This is a genomic window from Parasphingorhabdus sp. (genome assembly GCF_041748495.1).
Classification (GTDB): Bacteria; Pseudomonadota; Alphaproteobacteria; order Sphingomonadales; family Sphingomonadaceae; genus Parasphingorhabdus.
The window spans coordinates 1-24,985 of the sequence record NZ_JBGTDD010000080.1 but is presented as its reverse complement, the minus strand read 5'-3'; the positions used below and the strand labels follow the sequence as shown (position 1 = coordinate 24,985).

At 60.6% G+C, this 24,985-nt stretch carries 22 protein-coding genes and 1 pseudogene; 14 read left to right on the top strand and 9 right to left on the bottom strand.

Annotated features, from left to right (window positions below; all coding sequences use genetic code 11):
* Window positions 1-3: 3 nt before the first annotated feature.
* From gspN to ACEW8J_RS06480, 9 genes are all read left to right on the top strand, one after another.
* Window positions 4-735: a type II secretion system protein N gene (gene gspN, locus ACEW8J_RS06520; RefSeq protein ID WP_373490832.1), complete on the top strand. Its 732-nt coding sequence runs from the start codon at window positions 4-6 to the stop codon at window positions 733-735.
* Window positions 732-1,733, top strand: coding sequence for an LLM class flavin-dependent oxidoreductase (locus ACEW8J_RS06515; protein ID WP_373490831.1), 1,002 nt, complete (start codon window positions 732-734; stop codon window positions 1,731-1,733). The genes gspN and ACEW8J_RS06515 overlap by 4 nt, the downstream gene beginning before the upstream one ends.
* Window positions 1,734-1,904: 171 nt before the next feature.
* Window positions 1,905-3,239, top strand: a complete 1,335-nt coding sequence (locus ACEW8J_RS06510; protein ID WP_373490830.1) for a hypothetical protein — start codon at window positions 1,905-1,907, stop codon at window positions 3,237-3,239.
* Window positions 3,240-3,522: 283 nt separating this feature from the next.
* Window positions 3,523-5,802, top strand: coding sequence for a TonB-dependent receptor family protein (locus ACEW8J_RS06505; protein ID WP_373490829.1), 2,280 nt, complete (start codon window positions 3,523-3,525; stop codon window positions 5,800-5,802).
* Window positions 5,803-5,987: 185 nt separating this feature from the next.
* On the top strand, window positions 5,988-7,571 hold the full coding sequence (locus ACEW8J_RS06500; protein ID WP_373490828.1) for an NAD(P)/FAD-dependent oxidoreductase: 1,584 nt from the start codon (window positions 5,988-5,990) through the stop codon (window positions 7,569-7,571).
* A 5-nt stretch (window positions 7,572-7,576) separates the two neighbouring features.
* Window positions 7,577-8,029 carry a GtrA family protein gene (locus ACEW8J_RS06495; RefSeq protein ID WP_373490827.1) on the top strand — a complete coding sequence of 151 codons (453 nt, stop codon included), beginning with the start codon at window positions 7,577-7,579 and terminating at the stop codon, window positions 8,027-8,029.
* Window positions 8,030-8,034: 5 nt separating this feature from the next.
* The gene (locus ACEW8J_RS06490; protein WP_373490842.1) at window positions 8,035-9,405 is read left to right on the top strand and encodes a sulfatase-like hydrolase/transferase; all 1,371 of its coding nucleotides are present in this window, start codon (window positions 8,035-8,037) and stop codon (window positions 9,403-9,405) included.
* Window positions 9,406-9,409: 4 nt separating this feature from the next.
* A complete protein-coding gene (locus tag ACEW8J_RS06485; protein ID WP_373490826.1) occupies window positions 9,410-11,182 on the top strand; it encodes a hypothetical protein in 1,773 nt (590 codons plus the stop codon).
* Window positions 11,183-11,236: 54 nt separating this feature from the next.
* Window positions 11,237-11,614 carry a VOC family protein gene (locus tag ACEW8J_RS06480; protein ID WP_373490825.1) on the top strand — a complete coding sequence of 126 codons (378 nt, stop codon included), beginning with the start codon at window positions 11,237-11,239 and terminating at the stop codon, window positions 11,612-11,614.
* Between the two features lie 9 nt (window positions 11,615-11,623).
* Here the strand turns inward: ACEW8J_RS06480 and msrB are convergent, their stop codons facing one another.
* The 4 genes from msrB to ACEW8J_RS06460 form a co-directional block, all read right to left on the bottom strand.
* On the bottom strand, window positions 11,624-12,130 hold the full coding sequence (gene msrB, locus ACEW8J_RS06475; protein ID WP_373490824.1) for a peptide-methionine (R)-S-oxide reductase MsrB: 507 nt from the start codon (window positions 12,128-12,130) through the stop codon (window positions 11,624-11,626).
* Window positions 12,131-12,210: 80 nt separating this feature from the next.
* A complete protein-coding gene (locus tag ACEW8J_RS06470; protein WP_373490823.1) occupies window positions 12,211-13,524 on the bottom strand; it encodes a cytochrome P450 in 1,314 nt (437 codons plus the stop codon).
* 115 nt (window positions 13,525-13,639) lie between these two features.
* Window positions 13,640-14,839, bottom strand: a complete 1,200-nt coding sequence (locus ACEW8J_RS06465; protein ID WP_373490822.1) for an ABC transporter permease — start codon at window positions 14,837-14,839, stop codon at window positions 13,640-13,642.
* Window positions 14,836-15,798 carry an ABC transporter ATP-binding protein gene (locus ACEW8J_RS06460; protein WP_373490821.1) on the bottom strand — a complete coding sequence of 321 codons (963 nt, stop codon included), beginning with the start codon at window positions 15,796-15,798 and terminating at the stop codon, window positions 14,836-14,838. Before ACEW8J_RS06460 ends, ACEW8J_RS06465 begins: the two co-directional genes overlap by 4 nt.
* Window positions 15,799-15,842: 44 nt before the next feature.
* On the opposite strand from ACEW8J_RS06460, the gene queG reads away from it, so the two are divergent.
* Complete coding sequence (queG, locus tag ACEW8J_RS06455; protein ID WP_373490820.1) at window positions 15,843-16,898, top strand: tRNA epoxyqueuosine(34) reductase QueG; 1,056 nt, start codon at window positions 15,843-15,845, stop codon at window positions 16,896-16,898.
* Here queG and ACEW8J_RS06450 read toward each other — a convergent pair.
* Window positions 16,884-17,249 carry a hypothetical protein gene (locus ACEW8J_RS06450; protein WP_373490819.1) on the bottom strand — a complete coding sequence of 122 codons (366 nt, stop codon included), beginning with the start codon at window positions 17,247-17,249 and terminating at the stop codon, window positions 16,884-16,886. The genes queG and ACEW8J_RS06450 overlap by 15 nt on opposite strands.
* 4 nt (window positions 17,250-17,253) lie before the next feature.
* A complete protein-coding gene (locus ACEW8J_RS06445; RefSeq protein ID WP_373490818.1) occupies window positions 17,254-17,934 on the bottom strand; it encodes an EI24 domain-containing protein in 681 nt (226 codons plus the stop codon).
* A gap of 107 nt (window positions 17,935-18,041) precedes the next feature.
* Between ACEW8J_RS06445 and ACEW8J_RS06440 the strand changes: the two genes are divergently transcribed.
* A complete protein-coding gene (locus tag ACEW8J_RS06440) occupies window positions 18,042-19,040 on the top strand; it encodes an adenosine kinase (RefSeq protein ID WP_373490817.1) in 999 nt (332 codons plus the stop codon).
* Here the strand turns inward: ACEW8J_RS06440 and ACEW8J_RS06435 are convergent, their stop codons facing one another.
* The 3 genes from ACEW8J_RS06435 to tsaD all read right to left on the bottom strand — a co-directional run bounded on the left by ACEW8J_RS06435 (window position 19,041) and on the right by tsaD (window position 22,670).
* Window positions 19,041-20,564 (bottom strand): lipopolysaccharide biosynthesis protein, encoded by a 1,524-nt coding sequence (locus tag ACEW8J_RS06435; RefSeq protein ID WP_373490816.1) that lies wholly within the window; start codon window positions 20,562-20,564, stop codon window positions 19,041-19,043. It lies immediately after the preceding gene.
* Window positions 20,565-20,643: 79 nt separating this feature from the next.
* Window positions 20,644-21,639 (bottom strand): NAD(P)H-dependent glycerol-3-phosphate dehydrogenase, encoded by a 996-nt coding sequence (locus ACEW8J_RS06430; RefSeq protein ID WP_373490815.1) that lies wholly within the window; start codon window positions 21,637-21,639, stop codon window positions 20,644-20,646.
* Entirely contained in the window at window positions 21,636-22,670 is a 1,035-nt protein-coding gene (tsaD, locus tag ACEW8J_RS06425) for a tRNA (adenosine(37)-N6)-threonylcarbamoyltransferase complex transferase subunit TsaD (protein ID WP_373490814.1), read from the bottom strand. Before tsaD ends, ACEW8J_RS06430 begins: the two co-directional genes overlap by 4 nt.
* 44 nt (window positions 22,671-22,714) lie before the next feature.
* On the opposite strand from tsaD, the gene hemC reads away from it, so the two are divergent.
* The 3 genes and pseudogenes from hemC to ACEW8J_RS06410 all read left to right on the top strand — a co-directional run.
* Window positions 22,715-23,668: a hydroxymethylbilane synthase gene (gene hemC, locus ACEW8J_RS06420; protein WP_373490813.1), complete on the top strand. Its 954-nt coding sequence runs from the start codon at window positions 22,715-22,717 to the stop codon at window positions 23,666-23,668.
* On the top strand, window positions 23,665-24,351 hold the full coding sequence (locus ACEW8J_RS06415) for a uroporphyrinogen-III synthase (protein ID WP_373490812.1): 687 nt from the start codon (window positions 23,665-23,667) through the stop codon (window positions 24,349-24,351). The genes hemC and ACEW8J_RS06415 overlap by 4 nt, the downstream gene beginning before the upstream one ends.
* Window positions 24,352-24,396: 45 nt before the next feature.
* Window positions 24,397-24,985, top strand: a pseudogene (locus ACEW8J_RS06410) (hypothetical protein); the annotation flags it as partial.

Genomic DNA, 24,985 nt, shown 5'->3' with positions numbered 1-24,985 from the left:
CAGGTGCCCCGCGCATTGACCTATATATTGATCATTCTGGCCGTGATCGTCGTGGCTCTGTTCCTGCTGCCGCTGCGGCTGGCGGTGGGCATGGCGGGGCTGGACGACACGCGTTTTTCGGCCAAGGCGATCAGCGGATCGGTCTGGAACGGACGGATCGAGGGGGCACAGCTCGGGCCGTTTCCGCTCGGCGATCTGGACGCCGGGGTGCGGTTTCTGCCGCTGCTGACCGGGCGGGTGCTGATGGATCTGGAACGGCCGCCGGCGGGCGGTGATCGCGGTCTGGTCGCCACGGTGGGCAAGTCCGGGAACAGCCTGCTGGTGCAGGATGTGACCACATTGCTGAGTCTGGGCAGCGAACTGGCTCCGCTGCCAGCGTCGGCGATCGACCTGCAGGACGTCAGCATCGTCTTTGCCGGTGGCCGCTGCCAGTCGGCTACTGGTCAGGTGCGGGTGTCCCTGGACGCCAATATCCCGGGGCTGAACCTGAAACAGGGCCTGCTCGGCAAGGCCGAATGTCAGGACGGCGTGCTGGTGCTGCCGCTGCAAAGCGGGTCCGGCATGGAGCAACTGACGCTGAAACTGGAAGGCAATGGTTTTTATACGGCGCGGCTGTTCCTGTCGGGTAGCGACCGCGCCTGGACCCTGCTACTGCCCACGCTTGGCTTTCGCAAAGTGCCCAGCGGCTATGCGATCAAGGTTGCCGGACAGCTGGGGCAAAGGAACGGACAATGACCAAGGCAGTAAAATTTTCAATCCTCGACCTGTCGCCTGTTCCGGAGGGAAGCGATGTGAAGGCCGCTCTCGATCGCTCGCTGGCGCTGGCGCAGCATGGCGAGGCGCTGGGCTACGAGCGGTTCTGGATGGCAGAACATCATGGCATGGAAGGCATTGCCAGCGCCGCGACTGCGGTGGCTCTGAGCCATATCGGCCACGGCACCAAGTCGATCCGGATTGGGGCCGGCGGGATCATGCTGCCCAATCATGCGCCGATGGTGATTGCCGAGCAGTTCGGGACGCTGGAAGCGCTGTTTCCGGGACGGGTTGATCTGGGGCTTGGCCGGGCACCCGGATCGGACCAGCGGACCGCCCAGGCATTGCGGCGCAACCTGAACAGCGATGCCAACGAGTTTCCGCGCGATGTGCTCGAACTGCAGGCGTTTCTGGCCGGCGATGAGCGACTGGGTGTCCAGGCGACGCCGGGGCAGGGGACCAATATCCCGCTCTATATCCTTGGCAGCAGCCTGTTCGGCGCGCAGCTGGCGGCGGCGCTGGGCCTGCCTTATGCTTTTGCATCGCATTTTGCGCCGCAGATGCTGGATGAGGCGCTTGCGATCTACCGTCGCGATTTCAAACCGTCCCACCAGCTGGACGCGCCTTATGTGATGTGCGGATTCAATATATTTGCCGCCGACAATGATGCGGAAGCAGAATATCTCTCGAGCTCTATGTTGCAGAGTTTTGTCGCCTTGCGCACGGGCAATCCGGGAAAGATGCCGCCGCCGGTCGAAGGCTATCGGGAAAGCTTGCCACCGCAATTCCAGTCGATGCTCGAGCAGATCATGCATGGCAGCGCGGTGGGATCTGCCGATAAGGTGAAGCAGGGGGTCGAGCGCTTTGTCGAACGGACCGGCGCCGACGAGCTGATCATTTCCGGATCGATCTTCGATTCGGCGGCGCGCGAGAAAAGCTATAGCATCGCCGCTGAGGTTCGCGATCTGATGGCCGCCTAGATCCGATCGACGCGGCGTTGCGGGCCAAAGTCCGTGGATCAAGCCTTGATTTTTCCCTTGAGCCTGCGCATGGCTTGGCGAAATGGAAATTCCGACCAAAGGCGCCCTTATGGCTGACGACAAAGTGGAACGATCGGGCGACAGCATATCGGAAAAGCTGAAAGTTAGCCGATGAAAAGCATCGGGCTCGCGGCCTGTCTCGCTCTGTCTGCCTGTACCGCAATCGCTGACCCACTGGCGGTGCCATCGGTCGCCGCTCCAACCGTGTCGAGTGCATCGCAGGAACTGGACTTGATCGCCACCGATTATGTGAAGCTGACGCTGGCGCTGGGCGAGCAGGAAGCCGGCTATGTCGATGCCTATTACGGCCCGCCCGAATGGGCCGATGCGGCAAAATCCGATCCGCGCGACATGCGCCAGCTCGGCAATGCAATCGTCGCGCTGATGCAGCGACTCGACGCGCTGTCGGCCAGCGAAGATCCGCTGGTCGAGGCGCGCAAGCGCTTCCTGTCGGCGCAGCTGGAAGCCGCGATAACCCGCCATGCGATGATTCAGGGCGAAGTCTTTGCCTTTGCCAAGGAAGCCTTTGGTCTGTTCGGGGTGACGCCGGAGCTCAGGCCGCTGGAAGAATTTGATCCGGTGCTCGAGGAGATTGAAAATATCGTCCCCGGCGACGGGCCGCTGAGTGGACGGGTCGCGGCTTTCGAAAAAAATTATATCATTCCCACGGACCGGCTGCAGACCGTGTTCGACACCGCCATCGCCGAATGCAAGGCGCGCACCGAGCAATATTTCGATCTGCCCGAGGGCGAGAATTTCCGGATGGAATTTGTCACCGGCAAAAGCTGGAGCGGCTATAATTATTATCAGGGCAATTATCAGAGCCTGATCCAGATCAACACCGACCTGCCGATCTTCATCGGCCGCGCCGTCGATCTGGGCTGCCACGAGGGCTATCCCGGCCATCATGTCTATAATATGCTGCTCGAGCGGAACCTGACCAAGGGGCGTGGCTGGCAGGAATTTTCCGTCTATCCGCTCTATTCGCCGCAAAGCCTGATCGCCGAGGGGTCGGCCAACTATGGCATCGAGCTGGCGTTCGGTGGCGAGGAACGGCTGGAATATGAGCGCGATGTGCTCTACCCGCTGGCCGGGCTCGATCCTGACACGGCGGCGGCCTATTGGGCGCTGCAAATTGCCAAGCAGGCGCTGACCGGCGCGCGGATGACGATTGCCCAGCATTATCTTGACGGTGAGATTACGCGAGATGAAGCGATCGCGCTCAATCAGAAATATCAGCTGGTCTCAGCCGAGCGCGCGGCGCAGATGACCGATTTCAACGAGCAATATCGCAGCTATGTGATCAACTATGGCCTCGGCATGGACATGGTCCGCGACTGGATCGAGGCGCAGGGCGATGCACCGCTGTGGCGCTGGAAAGCGATGGAGCGGCTGTTGAGCGAGCCGATGCTGCCGGGGGATCTGGTGGGCGAGCCGGTGGAGTGACGGTCCCCAGGCGCTAGCGTGAGCATCGCATCTCCAGAGATCACGGTGCGTTCAGAATATTGAGAATTTCGGCGTACGGTCCTTGCATTATTGCGCTGCTTTTGACTCACCGACATTGGTCATCCCGAGCTTTGTCAGTCTCCAGTGAGGGAGATTGCTTATGGCCGTTCCGGATGCTGCCGCAAGTTTGCATGACGAGAGAGGTTCGACTCCTGCCAATTTGTTATTGCGAATAGTTCTGATTATCATTATCGCCCTACTCAAATCAAATGGGGTGTTAAGAATGATTCGCAGAAAAGCAGGTTCCAGTTGTTTGGCTTTGGCCGTCGCAGGATTGTGGTGCGCACCGCTTTTCGCCGAAACGGCAGAAGCAGCAGACGCGGCAGAAGCGGCAGAGGCCGGAAACGGCCGGGTCATCGATGCCATCGTGGTTACGGCCAACAAGGCCGACACGCTTGACGTTGGCGGTTCGGTGCAGCGGCTGGATAGCGAAGATCTTGACCTTTTTTCCTATAATGATGTCAATCGCGTCCTGCGACAGGTGCCGGGCGTCTATCTGCAGGAAGAGGATGGCTTCGGCCTACGCCCCAATATCGGCATTCGCGGCTCGGGTACCGACCGCAGCGCCCGCATCGCGCTGATGGAAGATGGCGTGCTGATCGCGCCTGCCCCTTATTCGGCGCCCGCCGCTTATTATTTCCCGCGCATGGCGCGCATTGCGGGCGTTGAGGTCGCCAAGGGTCCGGCCGCGATCAAATATGGTCCGATGACAGTAGGCGGCGCGCTCAACCTCTTTTCGACCCCGATTCCTGACGTCGATGCGGGAACGCTCTCCGGCAAGGCCGAACTGCTTGCGGGCAATTATGACGGCCGGCGTGCGCATGGCTGGGCCGGTGGCTGGGCGCCGCTCGGGGGCGGACTGGAGATCGGCGCACTCGCCGAAGGCCTGTACGAGCATTCGGACGGTTTCAAGCAGCTCGACATCGGCGGCAATACCGGCTTCGAGATCACCGACTGGACGGTGAAGCTCGGGCTGCGCTCCACCGACGGCCGTCACGCGCTCGAGTTTAAATATCAGAATTACGACGAGACCAGCAACGAGACCTATCTCGGCCTCACGCTCGCCGACTTTGCGGCCACGCCCTATCGGCGCTACAATGGCAGTCAGGTCGACCAGATGAACGCGAAGCACAAGACGTACCAGCTCAGCCATCGTTTCGACATCTCGCCCGACGTCAATCTGACGACGATCGCCTATCGCACCGACACGGCGCGTGCCTGGTACAAGCTCAACGACGTGCGCAACACGACCAACACCGGCTGGGTGTCGATCAGCAGCATCCTTGAAAATCCCGATGCCAATCCCGTGCAGATGGCAGATCTGATCGGCGCAGACGGTTTTACCGGTCGTCCGGGCGCGCTGCGCGTGCGCAATAACAACCGCATCTACCAGGCTACCGGGGTGCAAAGCGTATTGTCTGCAAATTTCAGCACCGGCGGTGTGAGTCACGCGCTTGAACTCTCGGCGCGCTACCATGAGGATGAAGAAGACCGCTTTCAGCAGGACGACCGCTACCAAATGGTTGATGGTCGCATGATCCTGACTTCGGCGGGCGCACCGGGAAGCCAGGACAATCGCCTTGGCGATGCCAAGGCGTGGGCGTTCTTCATTCGCGACACGATCGAGGCCGGGCCGCTGACGCTCGTGCCGGGCCTGCGCTATGAGACAATCGACCTCCGGCAGACGCGGTGGGCGACGAGCGATCCGGACCGCGTGACCGTGACCAGCGTCGACGAATCCACTGTCGACGTCTTCATTCCCGGCATTTCCGCCACATGGCGGGTGGCCGACGAAGTGCGCCTGATAGCGGGCGCCCATCGCGGTTTCTCCAGCCCGGGTCCGGGCTCGACCGTCGATTCCGAGACCTCGTGGAATTATGAGGCGGGCCTGAAGCTCGGTTCCAATGGCTGGCGGGCGGAAATCATCGGTTTCTTCAACGATTATGGCAATCTGATCGGTATCTGCACCGCCTCCACCGGCGGCGACTGCAATATCGGAGACCAGTTCGCCGGCGGCAAGGTCGACGTCAAAGGTGTCGAAATATCGGCCAGCCGCACGCTCGGTAGCATTGCCGCGGACGGCTTTGAGCTTCCGGTGTCGCTGGCTTACACATTCACCGATGCGGAGTTCAAGACAAGCTTCGCGAGCGACTATGGGCCCTGGGGCACGGTGACCGCCGGCGACCAGCTGCCTTATATTCCGCGCCATCAGATGACGGTGAATGCGGGGCTGGTTGTGGAAGGCGCCCGGTTGAATGCGACGCTGGGCTGGGTTGGCAAGGCGCGCGCCACCGCCGGGAGCGGGCCGATCGCGCTGTCCGACCGGATCGACGACCGCGTGCTGGTTGACCTGTCGGCGGAGGTCGATCTGCTTCCCAATCTGTCGCTATTTGGCAGCGTGCAGAATCTGTTCGACGTGACCTATAATGCGGGATTCTCTCCGGCCGGCGCTCGTCCCGGCGCTCCGCGCCTCGCGCTTGGAGGCATTCGCGCGCGCTTCTAGGGCTGGGCGGAGCACTCGGCCCGGCCCGATGAACAACGGTCGCAAGCCGGTAGTGGAAGCGGTTGGGGGTCGCCGTGCAGATTTAAGGTTGCCATTAACCATCTGCTAACCAATTTCGTTCACTCCTGTTTCTGAAACATGAACCGCGCCGGTCACGGGCGCACCATGGACAGGGGCCAGACTGAATGAATATGCCAAGCAATCCAGCAGAGAAGCAAGTGGACGTCGCCATTATCGGGGCAGGGCCTGCGGGTCTGACCGCCGCCTATCTGCTTTCCAAAAAGGGCTATACGGTCACCGTGATCGAGAAAGACCCGAAATATGTCGGCGGGATCAGCCGGACGGTGGAACATGAAGGTTTCCGCTTTGACATCGGCGGGCATCGCTTCTTTTCCAAAAGCCAGGAAGTGGTCGACCTGTGGAACGAAATCCTGCCGGACGACTTCATCCAGCGGCCGCGGATGAGCCGGATCTATTATGAAGGCAAATTCTACAGCTATCCGCTGCGCGCGTTTGAAGCGCTGTGGAATCTGGGCATCTGGCGTTCGACGCTGTGCATGCTGAGCTATGGCAAGGCGAAGGTCTTTCCGAACAGGAATGTGAAGAGCTTCGAGGACTGGACGGTCAACCAGTTCGGCTACAAGCTCTATTCGATCTTCTTCAAGACCTATACCGAGAAAGTCTGGGGCATGCCGTGCAATGAAATGTCGGCGGACTGGGCGGCGCAGCGGATCAAGGGCCTGTCCTTGTGGAACGCGGTGACCGATGGCCTGAAGCGCTCGCTCGGCCTCAACCGCAAGCCGAATGACGGGCAGGAAGTGAAGACCCTGCTCGAAACCTTCCGCTACCCCCGCCTCGGGCCCGGCATGATGTGGGATGCCGCAAAGGCCCATGTCGAAGCCAAGGGCAATCAGGTGCTGATGGGGCATAGACTGAAACAGCTGGCGCAGGATGCCAACGGCGATTGGCGGATGAGTGCCGCGGGACCTGAGGGTGAAACCGTCATCACCGCGAAACATGTGATTTCCAGCGCGCCGATGCGCGAACTGGCGACCCGCATCCATCCCCTGCCGAAATCCATGCCGGAGGCGCAGGATCTGAACTATCGGGATTTTCTGACCGTGGCGATCATGGTCAAGTCGGAGGATTTGTTCCCCGACAACTGGATCTATATCCACGATGATCGCGTGCAGGTCGGCCGGGTTCAGAATTTCCGCAGCTGGTCACCGGAAATGGTGCCGGATGCCAATATCGCCTGCGTCGGTCTGGAATATTTCTGCTTTGAAAATGACGGCCTGTGGTCGTCGTCGGACGAGCAACTGGTCGAGCTGGCCAGACAGGAAATGGCAATCCTGGGCCTGTGCAAGGCCGAAGATGTGGTTGGCGGCGTGGTTGTCCGTCAGGAAAAGGCCTATCCGGTCTATGATGACAGCTATGAGCAGAATGTCGCCACCATGCGCGATGATCTGGAAAGCCGTTTCCCGACGCTGCACATGGTCGGGCGCAACGGCATGCACCGCTATAATAATCAGGATCACGCGATGATGACGGCGATGCTGACGGTGGAAAATATCGAGACGGGTACCCGCAAGTGGAATGTCTGGAACGTCAACGAGGATGCGGAATATCACGAAGCCGGTGATGAAGGCGCACAACGGGTGATTGCCGAAGAAATCAGCGAGGATCGCGTGGCCGCTCTGGAAAGCATGCGCGACGTGCCGACCCGGATCGAAGAGACGTCTCAGGACAAATCGCGGAAAGCGGCGTAGGCTCGATGGAACGCAGTGGCGCAGAGCGGCGGTCAACCGTCGGCGGCTGGGTCGGCAATCTGCCCGCTCCGCTTGCCATCCTCAACCGTTTTTCCCTCACCCGTTATCTGCTGGCGAGCGTCGTCAGCCTGGCCTTTGATGTCGCCCTGTTCATGGTCATGGTTGCCTTTCTGGTCGATCCGGGCTGGGCGTCGGCCGCTGGCTATAGCGCCGGGATTGTCGTCCACTGGCTGATTTCGTCCAGCTTCGTTTTCCCCGGCAAGACGCGCGATGGCGCAGCGCTGCAATTGCAGCGTCTCGGCTTCATCGGCACGGCGGTGCTGGGTCTGGGTATCACGGTCAGTATCGTCAGCGGCCTGACGAGCGCCGGAGTGCTGCCGGTCATGGCAAAGGCTGCGGCCGTGGCCGTGAGTTTCTTTGCCGTCTATCTGACCCGCAAATATGGCGTTTTCCGGTGAGCTATATGGACCTGACGATTGAAGCGCCTGTTACAAGGCATCGCTTCAGTCCGGACTTTACCCGATTTCTGAACTGGGCGCTGGTCTGGATCCTCCTCGCCAATATCCCGTTCATGGCGATGTGGATGGTCGGCGCGCCGCCGCGTGCGATCCCGATCGCATTGGCGGGGCTGGTCGGACTGATCGTCAAGCGCATGCCGCGCGCGGTGCAGTGGGCCGGCTTTGTGGCGGTGATGGTCTATTCGCTGCTGTCATTCGTGTCCGGCCTGTTCAGCCTGACGCTGGACTCGCTGGTCTATTCGCTGCAGTTTTTTGCCGAGATCAAGCCCAGCAACTCGATCGAATATATTGCCGCAGCAGTGGTCATGGTGGCGATTTTGGTTGGCAGCTGGTTTCTGCTGAAGCGTGATACGAATTTCTCGAAGCCACTGCATATCCTGCTCGGCGGCGCGCTGATCTTCGGCCTTGTCGGCGCGGATGCCGCGGTCGGGGAAGGGATGCGCGGTCATTATTTCCGGCCCGCTCCGGTTGGAGCGGCGTTTGAATCGGCGGTCAGCAAATCGGGATTTGCCGCCCGCGCCGATGGCCAGCGCCATCTGGTGCTGATCGTGGTTGAATCGTTGGGCGTTCCGAAAGACAATCGGGCGATGGCGGACAAGCTGTTCGCTTATTATGACGATAGTGCGATCAGGCAACGCTACGAAGTCAGCCAGGGGACCAGCCTCTATTATAATAGCACCACCGCTGGCGAGATTCGCGAGCTGTGCGGTCGCTGGGGCGATTATTATGAATTGCTCCAGACCGATGATCCGAAGACGCTGGACTGCCTGCCGGCGCAGCTCGCCAAGAAAGGCTATGCCTCACAGGCGATGCACAGTTTCAAGGGTCCGTTCTTCAACCGGGAAAGCTGGTATCCCAGGATCGGCTTCCAGAAACGCGAATTTGCGGCCGATCTGGAAAAACGCGGTGCCGAATGGTGCGGCGGCGTTTTTGCCGGCGCCTGCGACCGGCAGGTGCCGAAGATGCTGGCCGAGAATCTGAAACAGGCGACCGGTCCGACCTTTCAATATTGGCTGACTCTGAACACCCATTTGCCAGTGCCGACCGAGCAGAATCTCCAGGCCGAGAATTGCGAGACAGTGTCGGCCGAACTTGCTCGCGACTATCCGATGATTTGCCGCCAGTTCGCGATTTTCGATGATATTGACCGGGCGCTTATCAAGGAGATCACGGCCAGCGATTTTCCGGAAGCGGACATATTGATTGTCGGCGATCATATGCCGCCGTTTTTTGACCGCCATCACCGTTCGCAATTTGACCCGGAGCGGGTTCCATGGCTTTACCTGAAAGCCAAAGGCTCGCAGCCCGAGGGGTAAGAATTTGGAACGCTTGCGCGGCAACCTGCCCTTATTGCTGATCTGGCTCGCGGTGTGCGCGGTACTGATTCTGGTCACCCGTGGTCAGATCATGACCGGCATCGGCTGGGATCCGGATGATCAGCTGCGCATGGTGCAATTGCGCGACTGGTTGGGCGGGCAAAGCTGGTTTGACACCACGCAATATCGCATTGGCGAGCCGGACAGCCAGCCGATGCACTGGCCGCGCTGGATCGAGCTGCCCTTGGCGCTGATATTCCTCGCGCTGAAGCCGCTATTCGGTACCGCGGCCGCAGAAACCGCTGCGATGGTGGTCGTGCCGCTGCTGACCCTCGGGCTCGCCATGTGGCTGGTGATGAAAATCACCGAACCGCTTTTTGATCGTGCCATTGCAATATTGGCGGCGGCGCTGACCGCAACGGCGGTTCCGATTGTCGCGCAAATCCGGCCGATGCGGGTGGACCATCATGGCTGGCAGATCATACTCGCGCTGACCGCGCTGTGGACTTTATTCTGGCCGAACAAGCGCAGCGGCGGCATGGCGCTTGGTGCAGCGCTGGCGCTCTGGCTTTCAATCTCGCTGGAAGGATTGCCGATTTCGGCGGCCTTTATCGTATTGCTGGTCTGGCGCTGGGTCTTCCAGACCGAGGGCGGGGTACGGCTATTCTGGACCTTATTGACCTTTCTGATCACCAGTTTCCTGCTCTATCTCGGTTCTCAAGGCGGTTTCGACACCGCCACCAACTATTGCGACGCGCTTTCGCCGGCGCATTTGCTGGCCTGCACGGCCGGGGCGGCAGTGATGCTGCCGGCGATCAAATGGCTGCCCGAGAATATCCTTTTGCGCGTCGGCAGCCTTGCTGTTGCCGGTTTGGCGGCTTTGGCCATTCTTTACAGCCTTGCGCCGCAATGCATGGGCGGGGCGTTCAACACGATGGATCCGGTCGTCCGCGACTATTGGCTGGTCCATATTCTCGAAGGGCTGCCGATCTGGTATCAGAATGGCAAGACCATGGTCAGCTTGCTTGGCGGGTCGATCATCGTCGGGCTGGCCAGCCTGATCTATATCGTGGGCGCCCGGCGCGCCGAACTTGATCGCAGCAAATTATTCATTCTGGGCTATGCCTTTCTCTGGGCACTGGTGCTGTCGCTGTTCGTCCAGCGCGCCACTGCGGTCGCGGCGGCCTTTGCCTTGCCGTTCATGGCCTGGGCCGTGCATCAGGCCTTTGTCAGGGCGCGGGGGATCGAGCGTCCGCTCACGCGCATCCTTGCCACTGCAGCGGTCGTGTTTCTGATCATGCCGGGTCCGCTGGCGATCGCGCTGTTCAACAGTGTTAGCGGCGACCAACGGACCGGCGAAGCAAATCCTGAAAATACCTCGTGCAGAAATGATGCTTCGCTTGACCGGCTCAATGCCTTGCCCCGGTCCAATTTACTCGCGCCCTTTGATTTCGGGCCGCGCATCCTGCTGCTGACCCCGCATAGCGTGCTGGCGACCAGTCATCATCGGAATGACCAGGCCATGGCAGACCAGATCAGGATTTTTACTGCCGCACCGGATGTCGCCCGGGATTTGCTGGAAGCCCACCATATTCGCTACATCGTCGCCTGTGATGCCGAGGCGGAACTGGCACTCTATGGGAAGAAACATCCCGACGGCCTGTGGGGGCAATTGGCCAGCGGCGAGCAGCCGGATTGGCTGCAATCTGTCCATTTGCGGGACAGCAGTCTGAAACTGTGGAGAGTGACACCAAAAGGGTTGCGAAACGATATGTAAAATCTAAAAGATTTCAGCACAGGGCGCACAAAAACAAGAATCACGGAGTTTATAATGGCAAGGGTCACTGGGCTGGGCGGCGTTTTTCACAAGGTGAAGGACCCCGCGGCCACACGCAAATGGTACAAGGATTATCTGGATCTGGACGGCGAATATGGTCCGATGCTCAACTGGTCGGACGAGCAAGGCGAAAAGCCGTACAGCCTGATCAGCCATTTTTCGGAAGACAGCGACTATCTGATGCCCAGTGAGGCGCCGTTCATGATCAACCTCAGGGTTGATGATCTCGATGCCTATGTCGAGCAGCTCAAGGCAAAGGGTCTGGAGATCCTGGGCCATGTTGACGAAGGCTATGGCAAATTTGCCTGGATCCTCGATTGCGACGGGATCAAGCTGGAATTCTGGCAGCAGGTCGACGCGCCGGAAAGCTGATCCGGAGGGTCAGGCGGGGATAAATTTCAGCGCCAGGCCATTGAGGCAATGGCGCTTGCCGGTTGGTTTCGGGCCATCGTTGAAAATATGCCCGAGATGCCCGCCGCAGCGCGCGCAATGGACTTCGGTGCGCGGAATACCGATTTTATAATCTGTTGTCGTGCCGATCCGGTCCCTGGCGATCGGCGCCCAGAAGCTTGGCCAGCCGGTACCGCTGTCATATTTTGTATCTGATTTATAAAGGCCGAGATTGCAACCGGCGCAGGCGTAAATGCCGTTGCGCTTCTCGGCATTGAGCGGGCTGGAATAAGCGCGTTCGGTGCCCTCCTGCCGCAAGATGCGATAGCGGGCCGCACCCAGCCGCTGTTTCCATTCTGCCGGTGTGCGGTTGATTTTGAAGGGGCCGCCGTCCCGCGCATTTGCCTCGTCGAACATGCCCGACAGGCGCACGAACCCGAAGGCTCCAGCGGCTGCCAGGGTTCCGGTTATCACGGTGCGCCGATCAAGCGATCTCATCTGCAATGCCTTTCCATATTCCTGACTCATTCGGGACAGGAGGCATTCTGGTTACAGAATGGGGTCTGAACGAGACCTGATCAATATTTGGAAAGCTCGACTTCCAGCTCCCGGAAGCCATGGACGAAACAGGCATGGACGCGCCGATGCTTGCCGGTCGGATTGACCTGCATCCGCCGCTTGTGCATTTCCTCCAGCAGGATCCGGATCTGCAATTCGGCGAGACGGGCACCGACGCAGCGGTGAATGCCGTAGCCGAAAGCCAGGTGACGCCGGGCATTGTCCCGGTCGACCTTGATCTGGTCAGCCTCCGGAAAAACCTCCTCGTCACGATTGGCGGAGATATACCAGAGCACGACCTTGTCGCCTTTCTTGATCTGGTGCCCGAACAGGTCATGATCTTCCAGTGCGGTCCGCCGCATATGTGCCAGCGGTGTCTGCCAACGGATGATTTCCTGCACCGCGTTGGGAATGAGCTCCGGATTCTGCTGCAGCTTTTCCCGTTCTTCGGGGAACTGGCTCAGACCAAAGGCGACACCTGACATGGTGTTGCGGGTGGTGTCATTGCCGCCGACGATCAGCAACACCAGATTGCCCATGAATTCCATCGGATCCATGTCGCGCATATGTTCCGAATGGATCATCATCGAGATCAGGTCGGGGGTCGGTTCGGCATCCACCCGTTCGTTCCACAACCTAGTGAAATAGGCTCCCATTTCATATAATATCTGGCGGCGCTGCTCGGTAAGGTCTTCGGCAACCGACAATTCGACATCGCCGGCCCAGTCCGACCAATAGGTCAGCAGGCGCCGGTCTTCCCACGGGAAGCCGAAGAGGATGGCGAGCATGCCGGTGGTCAGTTCGATCGAAACCTTGTCGACCCAGTCGAATTTCTCGTCCCACGGCAGGCCGTCGAGCACTTCGACCGTGCGCTGCCGGATTTCCTTCTCCATCCGCTGCATCTCGGTCGGGGTGAAGGCGGGCGCGACGGTGCGGCGTTGCCCGGTATGTTTGGGCCGGTCCATGGCGATGAACATCGGCAGTTGAAAATCCTGATCAAATTCGGGATCGGCAATGGTAATGCCGCCATGGGAGACATCGGAGGAATAAATGTCGGGCAGCGCCTCGACATGCTGGATCGGCTTGTAGGTGGTGACGTTCCAGAAATCGCCGTGGACGCCGCCGGTGATCTTGTTGATCGGTGCCTTTTCGCGCATTTCCGCAAAAGGCTTGCGCCAGAGGTCTTTGCTGTAAAGTTCGGCCCGGCTGACATCCCAGGGATTGGCCTCGGTATCCGCAATCGGCGGATTGCGCTTGTACCAGGCTTCCAGCGCCTCATCGGCGGTGGGCGAGGTGGTCAGATTATCAAGATCAATTTGCGGTACGGAAGCCATAGGTCTCTCCTGCCGTTGCTCATTTTGGCAATCGGTTGCGTTTCAAAACCTGTTCAATCTGGCTCTATTGACAGCAATGTCAATGCCTTTTTGACAAATGGCGTGAATCCAAAGATTATTTTCCGGTGACTCTGGCGAACAGGCTTTTCTTGCGCGCAGACTGTCCGGACTTCATCACGTTGCGGCGGAACAGCATCACGGAAAAGCGGATGATGATCATCGTGAAAACCACCTGCCAGAGCAGCGCCAGCCCGTGCTGCCAGATATTGTCCATTTGTGCCGCTCGCGCGATCATCGCGAACGGGGAACTGAACGGAAACAGCACGGCAAACCATTCCACCGGTTCACCCAGCTTGGTGATCGCATAATAAGCGAGAAAGAAGACCAGCAACTGCCCCATGGTGACCGGCATCGACAGGGTCTGCACCTCGCGAACTGTGGTTGCCATCGCGCCGATGCCGAGAAACAGCGATCCGAGCAGCAAATAGGCCATCGAGAAATACAGGATCATCAGCACGCAGAACAGCGGCCAGCCGACCGCTGGAGCGGCCAGAGCTCCCCAATTCACCCCCACCAGAAGCGACAGTGACAAGCCCGCCGTGCTCCACACGGCGATGCCGACCAAAGCCATGCCCAGCATGGCAAACAGCTTGCCGAGGAAAATCGCGTCCATCGGTATGGCTGCGGCGAGAATCTCGATGATCTTGTTGGTCTTTTCCTCGACCAGATTGGAAAGCACCATGCCGGCCAATATCATTGTCAGCAGGATCAGGATCGCCTGACCACCCTGCGCCGTCAGCATTTGATTGCGGTCACTGGAACTGCCGGTTTGCCTGATATATCGGGTCTCGATTTCGACCGCTGTCGGTTGCGACAGGGCAGTCTCGGCTAGCAGCGCCATTTTGCCCTGCCAAAGATTGACGTCCCTGGGCGAGCCGGTCAGCACCGGGCCGGCGAGGGTGCCGGACAGGATCGCTGCCAGCGACTTGGTGCTGTCCAGCTTTGCGACTATGTCTGCTTCCTGCGCGGGTATATCGTCCAGAATCACCAGTTCCGGTAGCGATTTGGAGCCGAGGCTGTCCGCCAGCCGCGTTCGCGTTGCCAGTAATTTTTCCGCCTCTTCCGGACTCAGGGCAACGCCGATGATCGACGTATCGATATCCTGGGATACCTGTGATCCCAAGTTACCGGCGGCAATGGCAATTCCGATCGGAAACAGCGGTCCCAGCAGGAAGAAAAAGAAGGATTTGGAGAATATGATCGCGGTGAAGTCACGGCGGGCGATGACAAAGGCGGCGCGGATGGTTTCGATCATGCGGCTTCGTCCATATCATGGCTTGCGGCATCGGCTTCCATTTTCCGCGCCGCCGCTTCGCCGGCAATCTGGACAAAGGCGTCGTGCAGCCCGGGGCGCTCGATCGACAGCGATTCAATCCCTGCCCCTCCTTCGACCAGCGCATGCAGCAACGGTTCCACGCCGCTATCCGGCAAGGTGAAATGCCAGCTGTGGCCGAGTGGTTTGCAGTCTGCGGGGATGGCGGAGCGCCACGGGCCATCGAGATTGCGGGTTTCCAGATGCACCTGCGGACGCAATCGGTCGCGTGCTTCGGAAACCTTGCCCTTGAACGGGATTTTTCCGTCAGCGATGATTGCGATTTCCTCGCAGAGGCGCTCGGCATGGGCGATCACATGGGTGGAGAAAATGACCGTGACTCCCTTGTCGGCCTGGGCCCGGATCAATCGCTCCAGCTTGCCCTGGTTTAGCGCATCGAGGCCTGAAAACGGCTCGTCGAGAATGATCAGATCGGGATCGTGCACGAGGGTGCCCAGCAATTGCACCGTCTGCGCCATGCCTTTTGACAGCTGGCGGATCTGCTTGTCGGCGGCAGCACCCAGACCATGGTCTTCCATCATCGCGCGCCCGCGCCTGCGGCCTTCGGCCAGCGGCAGCCCGCGCAGCGCGCCCATGAAAGCGATCGCGTCAAAGGCTTTCATCGATGGATAAAGCCCGCGTTCTTCCGGCAGATAGCCCACCTGATGCGCTTTCGAGATCGGGTCGGGCGATCCGAGCAGGAAGCGCTCACCTTCGTCCGGGTCGATGATCCCGAGCAACATCCGCAAGGTGGTGGTCTTGCCCGCGCCATTCGGTCCCAATATGCCGAATATGCTGCCCCTTCTGATTGTCAGGTCTATGCCGTCGACAGCGGCCTCGCCGTCGAATCTTTTGACAATATTGCGGGTTTCTATGGCGATTTCTGAATCGAACGCGTGCATTTACAGCTTTCATATCTGACGGGAGTGTTTGATAGGGAAAGCCTATGGCGGATGACAAGTTAAGATTGGCCCAAGCGCTCGAAAAAAAGGCGGTGGAGGAGGGGTTTTCTGCTGTCGGTATCGCCCCGGCCAGATTGGCACCGGAAACCCGGCAGCGGCTGCAGCAATGGCTTGGTGAAGGCCGTCAGGGCGACATGCTCTGGATGGAAAATCGGGCCGACGAGCGCTCCGATCCGCAAACTCTCTGGCCCGATGTCCGGACGGTCATCATGCTGGGCATGAGCTATGCCCCGGCCACGGATCCGTTCGCGCTAGAGGGGGTCGGCGATCACGGTCGCATCTCGGTCTATGCGCAGGGCCGGGACTATCATGATGTCGTCAAAGGCGCGCTCAAGCGCACCGCCGGCTGGCTGGTCGGCCAAGCCAGTTGCGAGGTGAAGGTCTTTGTCGACACCGCGCCGGTGATGGAAAAGCCGCTGGCGGAAGCCGCGGGTCTGGGCTGGCAGGGCAAGCATACCAATGTCGTCAGCCGGGACCATGGCAGCTGGCTGTTTCTCGGCGCGATCTATACGACGCTGGATCTGGAGCCATCGACGCCGGGACGAGATCTTTGTGGCAGTTGTTCCGCCTGTCAGGACATATGCCCGACCGGGGCCTTTCCCGCACCCTATCAGCTCGATGCGCGGGCCTGCATTTCCTATCTGACGATCGAGCACAAGGGTCCGATTCCGCATCAATATCGCAAGGCGATCGGCAATCATGTCTACGGCTGCGACGATTGTCTGGCCGTCTGCCCGTGGAACAAATTTGCGCAGGCGGGCGCGGCGAACAAGGCCTTCCTGCCACGGGCAGAACTGGCGGCCCCGGCGCTGGCAGATCTGCTGGCGCTTGATGATGCCGGCTTCCGCCAGGTGTTTTCAGGATCGCCGATCAAGCGCAGCGGCCGCGACCGGATGGTGCGCAATGCGCTGATCGCGGCTGGCAACAGCGGGGATCGCGCATTGCTCACGCCCGTGCGGGCGCTGTTGCAAGATCCAGATGAAGTGATCCGGGAAGCGGCCGGCTGGGCCCTCGATCAGCTGGAGTCAGCGCAATCTTAGCGCATTGACGCAGCTGACCCGGTCAACCACCGCGCCGTCGCTGCGCCTTGTGTCGATATGGGTGACGCGCAGGGTACCACCGGCTTCCTGCGGGTAGAGATAGGCATCCAAAATGCAAGCACCGCTGGCAAATTGCAGTTTCCGGGCGGGGGGTTCGGATATATCGAGCTGGGGATTGCCGAACAGGCGGGTCAGCTGATCCGCGGTCTTGCCCATGACACTGTCGAGGCCGGCAACGCTATTGAGCGGAGATCCCGTGACAGCCGGCAGACCGGGACTGCGTGTCGCCGTGGTCGAGGCGCAGGCGGCCAGGGCCGGCAGGCTAAGCAATATAAGAAATTTGGCTTTCATGGTCTCACTTTTCCTTCTTCCCATGCAGCAGATGGGTAGCCATAGCGGCTCCCAAAACCGGCGCAAGGAAATTGACAAAGGGGACCGCCAGCAACAGCGCGGCGATCAGGCCGAGCAGGAAGCGCTGGATTTTGGGCAGGCGCCATTCCACCGAAAGGTTGCGATAGTCCGTGACATGACGGGCAGCGACCATGTCCTGAAGATCGCGGCCGAGCAAGATGGCGTTGACCGCAAAAAAGGCAATTGGAACGCCGATACCGGTCACCAGCAGCAGGACATAGAGCGGCGATGCAAGGAGATTATAACCGATCGCGCGACCAGCGGAGGCAAGACCCATTTTGACGCCGATTGCATAGCCAGGCGGCTTAGCTGCTTCTGCCCGCTCGGGATAATAGCGCCGCTCGACCGCGTCGACGATATCGTCCGAAAAGATGTTGAGCACAAAAATAGCGGCAATCCGGAACAGCAGAACTCCGGTCAGGATTGCAATGATCGCCGCCGCGGCCGCGGCCGCAAAGCCACCGTCGGTCCAGCCGAGCCAGGCGAACAGCCAGACCAGTCCGAAATAGGCGGCCACCCCGCCCAGGATGAACAACAGGATGGTGAGCAGAACGACCTTCAGCAGGATCGCCAATATGGTCGGATCGGTGAGCTGCGCCAGCGAACGCGTAAAAGCTTGTATCATCTGGACCTCATGTCACGATTGCCAAGCCAGCGTCAATTCTGCTTGATGGGGTAAGGGCAAAGCCCTAACGAACGCCGGACCCGAAAAACTGTCCCAAGAGGAATTTTATGAGCAACGAAGCCCGTTATGATATTGTCGCCATCGGCAATGCGATCGTCGACGTCATCGCCAAGGCCAGCGACGAATTTCTGGACGAGGAGCAGCTGGTCAAGGGCAGCATGGCGCTGATCGATGCGAACCGGGCGCAGGAGCTCTATCGGGACATGGGCCCGGCGCGCGAAATCAGCGGCGGTTCCGGAGCCAACACGTTGGCCGGAGCCTCCACGCTGGGTTGCCAGTGCGCACTGATTGCACAAGTGGCCGACGACCAGCTGGGCGAGGTGTTCGCCCATGATATTCGCGCCACCGGTATAGATTTCGATGTCCCGCCGCTGGGCAAGGAACCGCCGACCGCGCGTTGCCTGATCTTTGTCACCCAGGACGCCCAGCGGACGATGAATACTTTTCTGGGTGCATCCCAGTTTCTGCCGCCGGCTGCGGTCGATGCCGAGCTGATTGCCAGTGGTGCGATACTCTATCTGGAAGGCTATTTATGGGATGCCGAAGAACCCAAGGCGGCGATGGCGCTCGGGATCGACATCGCCCGGACAAATGAACGCAAAGTCGCCTTCACCCTGTCCGATACTTTCTGTCTCGACCGGCACCGCGCGGAATTTCGCGGCCTGATCGATGACGGCAAGATTGATATCCTGTTCGCCAATGAAGCGGAAATCATGATGCTGGGCGAGACCGAGGATTTTGACGCGGCTGTCGCCGATACGGCTGCCAAGGTGGAGACGCTGGTCGTGACGCGCAGCGAAAAAGGCGCGATTGCTGTCCGTGACGGCAAGACGACCGCCGTGGCTGCGGAACCGGTCGATCAGATTGTCGACACGACCGGGGCCGGAGACCTGTTCGCCGCCGGTTTCCTGAGCGGCTATGTCGAACAGCGTTCGATGGAAGATTGTCTGACCATGGGCGCTATCGCTGCCGCGGAAGTGATTTCCCATTATGGTGCGCGTCCGGAAGCGGATTTGCGGGAACTGGTCAAGGCCCGGCTTGGCTGATCAGCTCTTCATCTTGAACAGGGTCCGGTCCTCCGGACCGAAGCCCCATTTCCAGATGACCCAGGCATAGCTGCCGAGGATCATCGGGATGCCGATGATCAATTCCGCCCATTCGGGCAGGAGGGTGGCGAGAGAGCCGACCGCGCTGGCGACCGCGACCGCGATCAGCAAGGTCCACCGCCACCCGTTGACCGGCGCGTCGAGCAGCTTTGACAGAAAGATCGATTTGACCACCGACGCATAAGCGAGCGCGACCATCAGCGCCGCCGCGACCGCCGCCGCCTGATACAAGGGTCCCCAGTCCAGATAGATGCAAATCTGGATGAAGGCGACGCTGAGCGCGGCCTGCAGCAACAGCATCGACAGCGAGATCAGCAGGTTGCGATGGCGCGCGATATAGACCAGCGCCGATTCGCTGACCACGGCGGTCGCCGCAACCGCCTCCGCTGCAAGCAGGAAGGCGAGGGCAGCGGTCCCGCCAACGAAATTCGGACCGACCAGGCCCATGACCGCTTCTCCGGGAATCGCCAGCGCCAGGGCAATGCCGACCTGTGCAGCGATGATCCAGAAGCCGACCTGACTGACCTGATTGGCAATCGCTTTCATGTTGCCGTCCGCCAGATTGCGGGTGATCACCGGACCGAGAATCGGATCGAAGCTGGTTTTGAGCTTTTGCGGCAGGCTCGCCACCTGCTGGGCAATATAATAGATGCCGACGATGGCGGGAGAGGCAAACAGCCCGAGAATCGCCAGATCGAGCCGGCGCGACCCCCATTCGGCGGCATCGGCTGCGGCCAGGGGCATGTTGAGCCGAGCGATTTTCGCGATTTTCATCGGTTCGGGTCGCCAGCCCCAGGGCAGGCCATAGCTTTTGAACAGCGGCCAGAGCGAGGCAGCCAGAGCTGCAATCATCGACACGACATAGGAGAGGATCAGCCCGTCGCGCAGCGAATAATAAGAGAAGAGAAAGGCGGCGATGCTGATCGTCCATGGCTCGACGATCGACCGGGCCCTGACGGTCGCGCCAATATCATAGCGATAGGCGAGAGCGGCCAGGGAGATATCCGCACCAACGATGGTGAATATGACCAGCGGCAAAAACCGGTCGAGCCCGTTGATTTCGCTGTTCGGGAACATGATGAAGGGAAAGGCAATCAATATCGCCGCTGCCACGCCGGATGCCAGAAAACTCACCAGCAGGCCATCCCAGACCACATGGACATGGGGTCTTTCGGTCTTGCTCAGCTGGGCTGCAAGCCCGCGCTTGAGACCAAGGGTGGCGAGCTGGGCGGCAAATTCGACGACCAGTATCGCATAGGCAAAACGGCCCAGCGCATCGGCCCCATAAATGCGTCCGGCGATGAACAGGAACGGCAGACGTGCGGCCAGACGCAGCAGAAAGCCGAAAATATTGGTCCGTCCGCCTTTGGCCAGCGCGGCAATGTCTTCCTTGTTCTTGTCAGTAGGTGGTTGGCCGTCCAGCGCCCCTGCCCCAGCCGAGCCTGATGGTTCAGGACTGTTCAATTCGCTCTCCGGCTGGTCCGCTCCAAAGGCGACGGTCTATAGCAGTTTGGAGAATTTGTCATCATCATGCCTTGCTGGCCTATCGGCGTTCGGAAACCAGCGGCCTTTTCATGAGCTGGGTGACCACAGACTGAACATCCGCCTTGCCGGCCAGCAAGGCACAGACGGCATCGACAATCGGCATGTCAACCTGGCGCGCCTTCGCATCCTGCTGCAGGACGGGGGCGGTGGAGGCACCCTCGGCGACCGTTGTCCGGTCGGCCAAAAGCGATTCCGCCGACTGGCCCTCGCCCAGACCCCTGCCGAGCGAGAAGTTGCGCGAACGGGTGGATGAACAGGTCAGTACCAGATCGCCGAGACCGCAGAGACCGGACAAGGTGACCGCTCTGGCACCGCGCGCCGCGCCATAGCGGAGCATTTCGGCAAAACCGCGGCTGATCAGCGATGCCCTGGCATTCTGGCCCAGGCCAGCGCCGTCGACCACGCCGCAGCCGATCGCCAGGACATTCTTCACTGCGCCGCCGATTTCCGCGCCAATCACATCATCGGAATAATAAGGCCGGAAGGCGGTTTTGGCGATCAGCGGGTTGAGCGTGTCCCACAAGCTTTCGCTGTCGCATGCCAGCGTCAGGGCGGTCGGCAGGCCTTGCGCGACTTCGTGGGCAAAGGTCGGGCCGGACAGGACCGCGAGCGGATTGTCCGGCCGCAACTCGGTGACCACTTCGCTCATCAGCATCCGGCTCTCGGCCTCGATCCCCTTGCAGCATAGCAGCAGGGCCGCATCCGTCTCCGGCAGCGCCTCCAGCGTCGCTCGCAGATGCTGCGCAGGCGTGACCAGCAACAATATGTCGCAGGCCGCGATCCTGTCCCAATCCTGCGTCGCAAGGACGGTATCGCGTAGCCTGTAGCCGGCAAGAAAGGACCGGTTCTCGTGATCATGGTTGATCTGGTCGACAATTTCGGGCTCGCGCGCCCACAGCAGCAGTTCCTGTTGCCCTTCGGACAGGACCTGCGCCAGTGCGGTGCCCCAGGCGCCGGCGCCGATCACGGCGATCCTTGCACCTGCCCCGGTCATGCCTTGACCCCGGCGCCGCGTGCTTTTTCAGCGGTGGGGTCGAGCGGCCAGCGGGGCCGGGCGACAAAATCCAGCGGATCGGTGAGACCGGCGGCAAAACGCTCGGCCCCGGCCCAGGCGATCATCGCCGCATTGTCGGTGCACAGCCATTGCGGCGGGGCGGTGAAGGCCATCGCGTTTGCCTCCGCCACAGCTTCCAGCATCGCCCGAATCGGACCATTGGCAGCAACCCCGCCGGCGACCACGAGATGCGCGCAGGGTTCGTGCTCCGCGATTGCCTTTTCGAGTCGGTCGCGCAGGCAATCGACCACCGCCTGCTGAAAGGATGCAGCGATATCTTCCGGCCGGTGGGTGCCGCTTTGATGGGCGCGCACCACGGCACTTTTCAATCCGGCGAAGGAAAAATGCGGTTCGGCGGAGCGGATCAAGGGACGGGGCAGGGGAACGGCCCCGGGATCGCCCTGCCGGGCGAAGGCTTCGACCCGGGGGCCGCCGGGGTAGCCGAGGCCCAATATCTTCGCTGTCTTGTCAAAGGCTTCGCCGGCGGCATCATCGATGGTGGTTGCCAGTCGCCGATATTGGCCGACGCCTTCGACCCGCAATATCTGGCAATGGCCGCCGGACACCAGCATCAGCAAATAGGGAAAGGCCAGATCGGGATTGACCAGTCGCGGCGACAGCGCATGGCCTTCGAGATGAATGACGGCGATCAGGGGCTTGCCTGCGGCCATTGCCAGCGCCTTGCCGGTGACCAGGCCGACCATCACGCCGCCGATCAGACCGGGGCCGGCGGTGGCGGCGATTGCATCGACCTCGCTCAGCGACTTGCCCGATTCCGCCAGCGCCGCAGCGATCAGCGGCGTCAGAATCTCGGCGTGGGCGCGCGCGGCGATTTCGGGGACGACGCCGCCATAGGGGGCATGTTCGGCTTCCTGGCCAGCCAGTTTATGCGCCAGAATCTGCCGATCAGACGTGACTAGCGCGGCCGCCGTTTCGTCGCAGCTGGATTCAATTCCCAAGATCAGGCTCATTACCCTTTTACTTAGGCGCTCAAGCCATTAGGACAAGCGCTATCATGAGTGAAAACGGCAAAAAAGAGATTCTCGCCGGGCTGGACCGGCCCTTGCGTATCGGAACCCGCCAGTCGCCGCTGGCGATGGCACAGGCCGAAATGACCGCCAATGCATTGCTGTCTGCGCAAGGCTGGCGGCGCGAGCAGGTGGAACTGGTGCCGATGATTGCCAGCGGCGACAAGATTCTGGATCGGGCGCTGGCGGAAGTCGGCGGCAAGGCATTGTGGACCAAGGAACTGGATCATGCGCTCGCCAGCGGTGAAATCGACTGCGCTGTGCACAGCATGAAGGATGTTGAAACCATCCGGCCGGATGAATTCATCCTGGGAGCGATGCTGGAGCGGGCCGATATCCACGACCGCCTGATCGGGGCGGAGTCGATGGACGCGCTGGCGGAAGGCGCCATCGTTGGCACCGCCTCTCCGCGTCGCAAGGCCCAGCTTTTGCGGCAAAGGAGCGATCTCGATATCCGCCTGATCCGGGGCAATGTGCAGACAAGGCTGCAGAAAATCGAGGACGGGGAATATGATGCGACCCTGCTCGCGGCCGCCGGTCTGAACCGTCTGGACATGGAAGATGTCGGAACCGAGATCTCCGATGACATCATGCTTCCGGCACCCGCACAAGGCGCGGTCGGGATCGAGATCCGGGCCGAAGACCGCCATGTCCGTCATCTGATGCGCGCGATATCATCGACCGAGACGTTTCGGGCGGTGATCGCTGAACGCCTGTTTCTGAAACAATTGACCGCCGACTGTCACAGCCCGGTCGCCGCACTGGCAGTGATTGACGGCGCGACGGTGCATCTGCGCGCGGAAATCTTGTTGCCCGACGGTTCCGAATTTGTCGCGGATAGCGCCAGTTTCGACATCGGCGATGTTTCGGCTCCCGCCATATTGGCAGACACGCTTCTGGGGCAGGCTAGCGCCGAATTGAAAGCCATATTTGGAAAATGATTCGTCCGCTGTTGATCCTGCGGCCGCTTGCCGGTGCGCTGCAGACCGAGCGGCGGGCGAAAGATCTGGGATTGGAGACGGTGGTGGATCCGCTGTTCACCGTCGAACCAATCGCATGGACCGGTCCGGCAGCCGAGGATTATGATGCATTGTTGCTGACCAGCGCCAATGCGGTGAAATATGGCGGAGCACAACTGGACCATTATCGATCATTGCCCGTTCTGGCGGTGGGCGAGAAGACGGCAACAGCAGCAAAAAATGCCGGATGGGACCTAGCGGAAACCGGAGTATCCAGCGGACAGCATCTGCTCGACCAGCTGGTGGCAGGCCGGTATCGTCATATTTTATGGCTGGCAGGCGAACAGCATAGCGCGCTCGATGCCGGGGAACGGGAACTGGATACTGTCCCGGTCTACCGTTCGAAGGCGATCGCGCTGGGCGATCGGGCGATCGCCTGCCTGCAAACGGAAACAATGATCTTGATCCACTCGGCTCGCGCGGCTCGGCAGCTCGTATCGGAACTGGACCGCCTGCACATAGAGCGGGGCCGACATCATGCCATGGTCTTTTCCGCCAAGGTGGCCGAAGCGGCAGGGCAGGGATGGCGGAGCCTGAGCACGGCGGACCGTCCGGACGACGACGCTTTACTGTCTCTGGCGACCGGACTATGCCAGCGCCAATGAGAATATTTGGTTCGCCATATGGCCGGGCCGGGAAAGGAAACCGGAATGAGCCGAGATTTTGAACGGCAGTCGGCAGCGGCCGGCAAGAATAATTTGACGCGCAATGTGCTGATCTTGATGGTCGTGGCCTTCATTGGCGGCGCGATCCTGACCGGCTGGATCCTGTCCCGCTACAATCCCTTCGATACCGCGCCGGACACGCAAACTGCTGCGGTTATCAGCAGCGATGACGCCGAAGCAGAAGCGAACCCGGCAAACGCCCTTGCCAACCGGATCGATGCGGACGGCACCGTCCTCCCATCACAGGGGCAGGCGATTGAAGTTGCGCCTGCTGCGACACTGACGCCCGACCGGGAACGTGCGCTCACGGCCCGCGTCGCAGATCTGGAGGACCGCTTGTCGCGGATCAATGTGCAGGCGCAGGCGGCATCGGGCAATGCCGCCCGGGCGGAGGGTCTGCTGATCGCCTTCGCTGCGCGTCGGGCGCTCGATCGGGGGTCGCCGCTCGGCTATATCGATCCCCAGTTGCGCGTTCGCTTCGGCGAGGCGCAGCCCAAGGCGGTGACGACGATCATCAACGCCTCCCGCCGGCCAGTGACGCTGGAAGAGCTGGCGTCGGGACTGGACGATCTGG